Source organism: Mycobacterium sp. E2733, assembly GCF_001667585.1.
GTDB lineage: Bacteria > Actinomycetota > Actinomycetes > Mycobacteriales > Mycobacteriaceae > Mycobacterium.
Genome location: NZ_LZJZ01000034.1, coordinates 1 through 5,826 on the forward strand (window position 1 = coordinate 1; position 5,826 = coordinate 5,826).

General features: G+C 68.2%; 1 protein-coding gene. It reads left to right on the plus strand.

The window, feature by feature from the left end; all coding sequences use genetic code 11:
* A partial coding sequence (locus A5678_RS08585) for a non-ribosomal peptide synthetase (RefSeq protein ID WP_156746818.1) occupies positions 1–5,826 on the plus strand: 5,826 nt, incomplete at both ends.

The following is a 5,826-nucleotide window of genomic DNA, read 5'->3' on the forward strand; positions in this document are numbered from 1 at the left end:
ATCGCCACGCTGGGCGCTCAGGCGGTCGACGGATTCCGCACCTACCACGTGATGAACCCGCACGACGACGGCATCGGGCCCGACGAGTACGTCGACTGGCTCATCGAGGCGGGCTACCCCATCCAGCGCGTGGGCGATTTCGGGGAGTGGTTGCTGCGGTTCGAAACCGCCCTGCGCGCCCTGCCGGACCGGCAGCGCCGCCACTCGGTGCTGCAGATGTTGCTGCTGCGCAACGCCACTCAGCTGCAGCCCCCCGAGCCGAGCCGCGGGTCCTACGCGCCGACCGACCGGTTCCGCGCCGCGGTCCGAGAAGCCAAGATCGGCCCCCGCAAGGACATCGCGGACATCCCGCACGTGACGGCGCCGATCATCATCAAATACGCCACCGACCTGCAACTGCTCGGTCTGCTCGGTGCAGAACGTGCCGTGGTCGACGACTCCCGTGGTGATCCGGGTCGGCGCAAGCCGTTGGTGGCAGGTCCGCGGCCCGCAGTGGTCCCGCTGTCGTTCGCCCAAAGCCGGTTGTGGTTCCTCAACCGGTTCGAGGGCGGGGTCGCGACCTACAACGTGCCGATCGCTTTTCGGATGAGCGGGCCCCTGAATGTCCCGGCACTGGAATCGGCCCTCGACGATGTCGTCGCCCGGCACGAATCGCTGCGCACCGTATTTCCCGACATCGACGGTGTGCCGTTCCAGCAGGTGATGCCGGCCAAGGCGGGCATGTGGCGAGGCGGTGATCCGGCGGTCACGTCTTTGCCGGAGCAGGATGTCACCGCCCACGTGATTGCGCTGGCGGGTCATCGGTTCGATTTGTCGGCGGAAATCCCGATCCGCGCGCAGATCTATTCCCTTGGGCCCGAGCGGCATGTGGTGACAATCGTGTTGCACCACATCGCTTTTGACGGATGGTCATTTGCGCCGATGGTCCGGGACATCGCCGAGGCGTACCGGGCACGGGCGCGGGGCGAGGCGCCGCGGTGGGCGCCGTTGCCGGTGCAATATGCGGATTACACGCTTTGGCAACTGGAATCGCTGGGCAAGGAATCCGATCCGGACAGCGTCATCGCGGGCCAGTTGCGGTACTGGCGGCAGGAATTGGCCGACTTGCCGGCAGTGGTGTCGCTGCCCACGGACCGGGCCCGCTCGCCCGAGCCCAGTTTCCGAGGTGATGCGATCGACCTGCCGATCGACCCGCAATTATGGGCGGGCGTCAAACGCGTTGCGGCAGAGAATAATACGACGGCATCGATGGTGCTGCAGGCGGTGGTGGCGGTGCTGTTGCACCGCGTCGGCGTCGGCGAGGACGTGGTGATGGGCACGCCGATCGCCGGACGGTTGGACCAGGCGCTCGACGATCTGGTCGGGTTTTTCGTCAACACCTGGGTGTTGCGGGTGGGGATCACTTCTGCGCACCGGTTCAGCGAGGTGCTCCAACAGGTGCGCCACAAGGCGCTGGATGCCTACAGCAATCAGGATGTCCCATTCGAGCGGCTGGTCGAGCAGCTCAATCCCGTGCGCTCCACGGCACACCATCCGCTGTTTCAGGTGTTCATGGCCTTCCAGAACAATGTCCGCCCCGAGGTGTTGTCGTTCGACGAGATCAGCGTCGAACCGCTGACGGCAGCGACGGGCACCGCCAAATTCGACTTGGAATTCGAGTTCAGCGAAGTGCCGACCGACGATCCGGCCGCACCGATGGCCACCGGGGTGGTGACGTACGCCACCGATCTCTTCGACCGGGCCACCGTCGAACGGTTGGTCGCCTGGTTTGGGCGGCTGGTCGAGGCGGTGGTGGCGGATGCGTCAGTGGTGGTCGGCGATGTCCCGCTGCTCGATCGCGGCGAGCGTGACCTGGTGCTGTCGCGGTGGTCGGGTCGCGGCGTGGGAGCGCCCGTGGCGGTGGCGCCGCAGTTGTTGGCCGCGGCGGTGGCGGCCCGCCCCGACGCGGCGGCGGTGGTGGACGGCACCCGGGAGGTGTCGTATCGCGAGCTGGACGAGTGGTCGACGCGGTTGGCGCGGGTGCTGATCGAGGCGGGGGTGGGCCCCGAGCAGGCCGTGGGCGTGGCGATGGACCGGTGTCTGGAGTTGGTGGTGGCTTGGTGGGCCGTGGTCAAGGCCGGCGGGGCTTACGTGCCAGTGGATCGGGCCTATCCGGTCGAACGGATCGCCACGATGCTGGACACGGTCGAAGCGGGGTGGGTGTTGACGTGTGGCGCCGACACCGTGGCGGGGGCCGGGGCGCGCCCGGTGCTGCGCATCGACGGGCTGGATTTGCGCGGGCGCAGCGCGGACGCGATCACCGACGCCGAGCGGCTGGCGCCGTTGCGGGTGGGCAGCACCGCCTACGTGATGTTCACGTCGGGGTCCACCGGGGCCCCCAAAGGGGTCGCGGTGAGCCACGCCGGTCTGCTGGCGGCGGCGCTCGGGGAGGGGGTCGGGTTAGGAACGGATTCGCGGTTGCTGATGGTGGCCTCGCCGACCTTCGACGTTTCGGTCGGCGAGTTGTTGGCGGCGGTGCGGTCGGGCGCGGCGCTGGTGGTGGCGGGCAGGGACGCCTACGCGGGCGAGGCTTTGACCACGTTGCTGCGGCGCCAACAGGTCAGCGCCGCGGTATTCACCCCGACGGTGCTGTCGTCGCTGGATCCGAATCGGCTGACGGGCGTGGACACGCTGATCACCATCGGCGAGGCCCTGCCGGCCGAGTTGGCGGCCACCTGGGCGACGGGCCGGCGGATGTTCAACACCTACGGCCCGACCGAGACCACCATCTGGGTCACCTGCACCGCGCCGCTGTCGGCTGGGCAGCCGGTGGGTATCGGCGCCCCGCTGCCCGGAGCATGCGCGGTGGTTCTCGATGCCCGGCTGAACCCGGTGCCCAGGGGAGTGGTCGGCGAGCTGTACGTGAGCGGGCCGGTGCTGGCGCACGGCTATGTGGGCCGGGTGGGCCTGACCGCGGAACGGTTCGTGGCGAACCCCTTTGGCCGCGCCGGCGAGCGAATGTACCGCACCGGTGACCTGGTGCGCTGGACCCCGGACGGAACACTGGACTACCTGGGTCGCGCCGACACCCAGATCAAACTGCGCGGACAGCGCATCGAATTGGGCGAAATCGAAAACACCCTGCTGTCGTGCCCGCAGGTCACCCAGGCAGCCGCAACCGTGCACCACACCAAGACCGGCGCCCAGCTCGTCGCCTACGTCACGCTCGAGCACGCCGCCGGCGCCGACCACGACGCCGAAACCGTCGAGGGATGGCAACACGTCTGGGACGAGCTGTACGGCACCCGGGTCGGGGAGCCGGCGTTCGGCATGGATTTTCGGAGCTGGAACAGCAGCTACACCGGTGACCCGATTCCACTCGAGGAGATGGTGGAGTGGCGCTCGGCAACGGTGGAGCGGATCATCGCCCTACAGCCGCGAAGAGTGTTGGAGATCGGTGCGGGCTCGGGGTTGGTGCTGTCACAGATCGCCCCGCACTGTGAGCACTACGTCGCCACCGACGTCTCGGCGGCGGCCATCGACAACCTGGCCCGCTCGCTGGATCGGTTGCAGTTCCCGTGGCGCGACCGGGTCCAGCTGCTGAACCAACCCGCCCATCTGGTCGAGGGGCTGCCGCCCGCCCACTTCGACACCGTCATTCTCAACTCGGTCATCCAGTACTTCCCCAACCGGCAATACCTGGCGGACCTCATCGACAGCGCCATGGAACTGCTCGCGCCCGGCGGAGCCCTGTTCATCGGCGACGTTCGCAACCACACGCTGCAGGGCGCATTCCAAACTGCGGTCGCGCTGGCCCGCACCGGCACCACGGACACCGCCGAGATCCGTCAGTGGGTGCAGCGCGCCATCCTCAGCGAATCCGAATTGCTCTTGGCCCCGGAGTTCTTCTGCACCTGGGCCGCCGACCGCCCGTCAGTGGCCGGGCTCGACATCCAAGTCAAACGCGGATTCGCCGACAACGAAGTGAACCGGTACCGCTACGACGTCATCATCCGTAAAACCCCGACGTCGGTACGCTCGCTCGCGACAGTGCCCACCTGGATGTGGGGCCAATGCGCCGGGCTGGACGGTTTGCGCAGCCAGCTGATGACGCGGCGTCCCGCCACGGTCCGCGTCGCCGAGATCCCCCACACCGGAGTGATCACCGACGTCCACGTCGAACAGGCACTCGCGGCCGGGCTGCCGCTGGCCGACGCACTCGCCCAAGCCACCGCGATCCCCGAAACCGTCACTCCCGAGCAATTACACCGCGCCGGCGAGGCCGCCGGATATCACGCCGCGGTGACCTGGGGCGCCCAACCCGGCACCCTCGACGTCGTCTTCCTCCGCCCCGAACCGCACCGCCGGCACGCGCAGTCGCTGACCGACCTCTACCTGGCCGACACCCGGGCCCGCCGACGCACCCCCCACGCCAACGAACCCCGCACCAACACGCAGATCAGCGCGGTGCGTCAGCGTTTGAGCGCACGGTTGCCCGACTACATGGTGCCGTCTCAGATAGTCGTGCTCGAGCGGTTCCCGTTGACCTCCTCGGGCAAGATCGACCGAAAGGCGCTGCCCGCACCGGTGTTTACCGCCGCCCCCTTCCAGGCGCCGCAGACCCCGACCGAGAAGATCGTGGCCGGCGTCTACGCCCAGGTCCTGGGGATCGAGCGTGTCGGGGTCGATGAGTCGTTCTTCGACCTGGGCGGCGATTCGCTGTCGGCGATGCGCCTGATCGACTCGATCAACAAAGCCCTCGACTCCCGCCTTGCGGTGCGCACGGTATTCGACGCCCCGTCCGTCAGAAGCCTGAGCGAGCAGTTGGATCGGCATGACAGTCCGGCCGGCGATCTGCTCTTCGAGTCTGTGCACGGCCGTGACACCGCCGAGGTGCACGCCGGCGACCTCAAACTGGAGAAGTTCATCGACGCCCCGACGCTGTCGGCGGCCCCGGACTTGACCCGGGCCACACACGAGGCGCGGACGGTCCTGCTGACCGGGGCCACCGGCTTCCTCGGCCGCTACCTGGCCCTGCAATGGCTCGAGCGGATGAAACTCGTCGACGGCACCCTGATCTGCCTGGTGCGCGCGAAATCCACCGACGATGCGCGCCGCCGCCTGCACCAGACCTTCGACAGCGGCGACCCAAACCTGTTGCGCCACTTCGAGGGACTGGCCGCCGATCACTTGGAGGTGGTCGCCGGCGACAAGGGCGAAGCCAACCTCGGCCTGGACCGGCAGACCTGGCAGCGGCTGGCCGACAGCGTCGACCTGATCGTCGATTCCGCCGCGCTGGTCAACACCGTCCTGCCCTACCGCGAATTCTTCGGGCCCAACGTCATGGGCACCGCCGAGCTGCTCCGCATCGCACTCACCACCAAGATCAAGCGCTACACCTACGTGTCGACGAGCGCCGTGGGCTACCAAATCGAGCGTTCGCTGTTCACCGAGGACGCCGACATCCGGATCATCAGCCCCACCCGCAAAGTCGATCACAGCTACGGCAACGGATACCCCAACAGCAAGTGGGCCGGTGAGGTGCTGCTGCGCGAGGCGCACGACCTGTGCGCGCTGCCGGTCTCGGTCTTCCGCTGCGACGTAATCCTGGCCGGCGCCGCGTATGCCGGCCAACTCAATGTGCCGGACGTGTTCACGCGGACGGCGTTGAGCCTGCTGGCCACCGGGGTCGCGCCCTCGTCGTTCTTCCGGCTCGGCGCCGACGGCAAGCGGCAACGCGCCCACTTCGACGGGCTGCCCGTCGGTTTCGTCGCCGAGGCGATCGCCACGCTGGGCGCTCAGGCGGTCGACGGATTCCGCACCTACCACGTGATGAACCCGCACGAC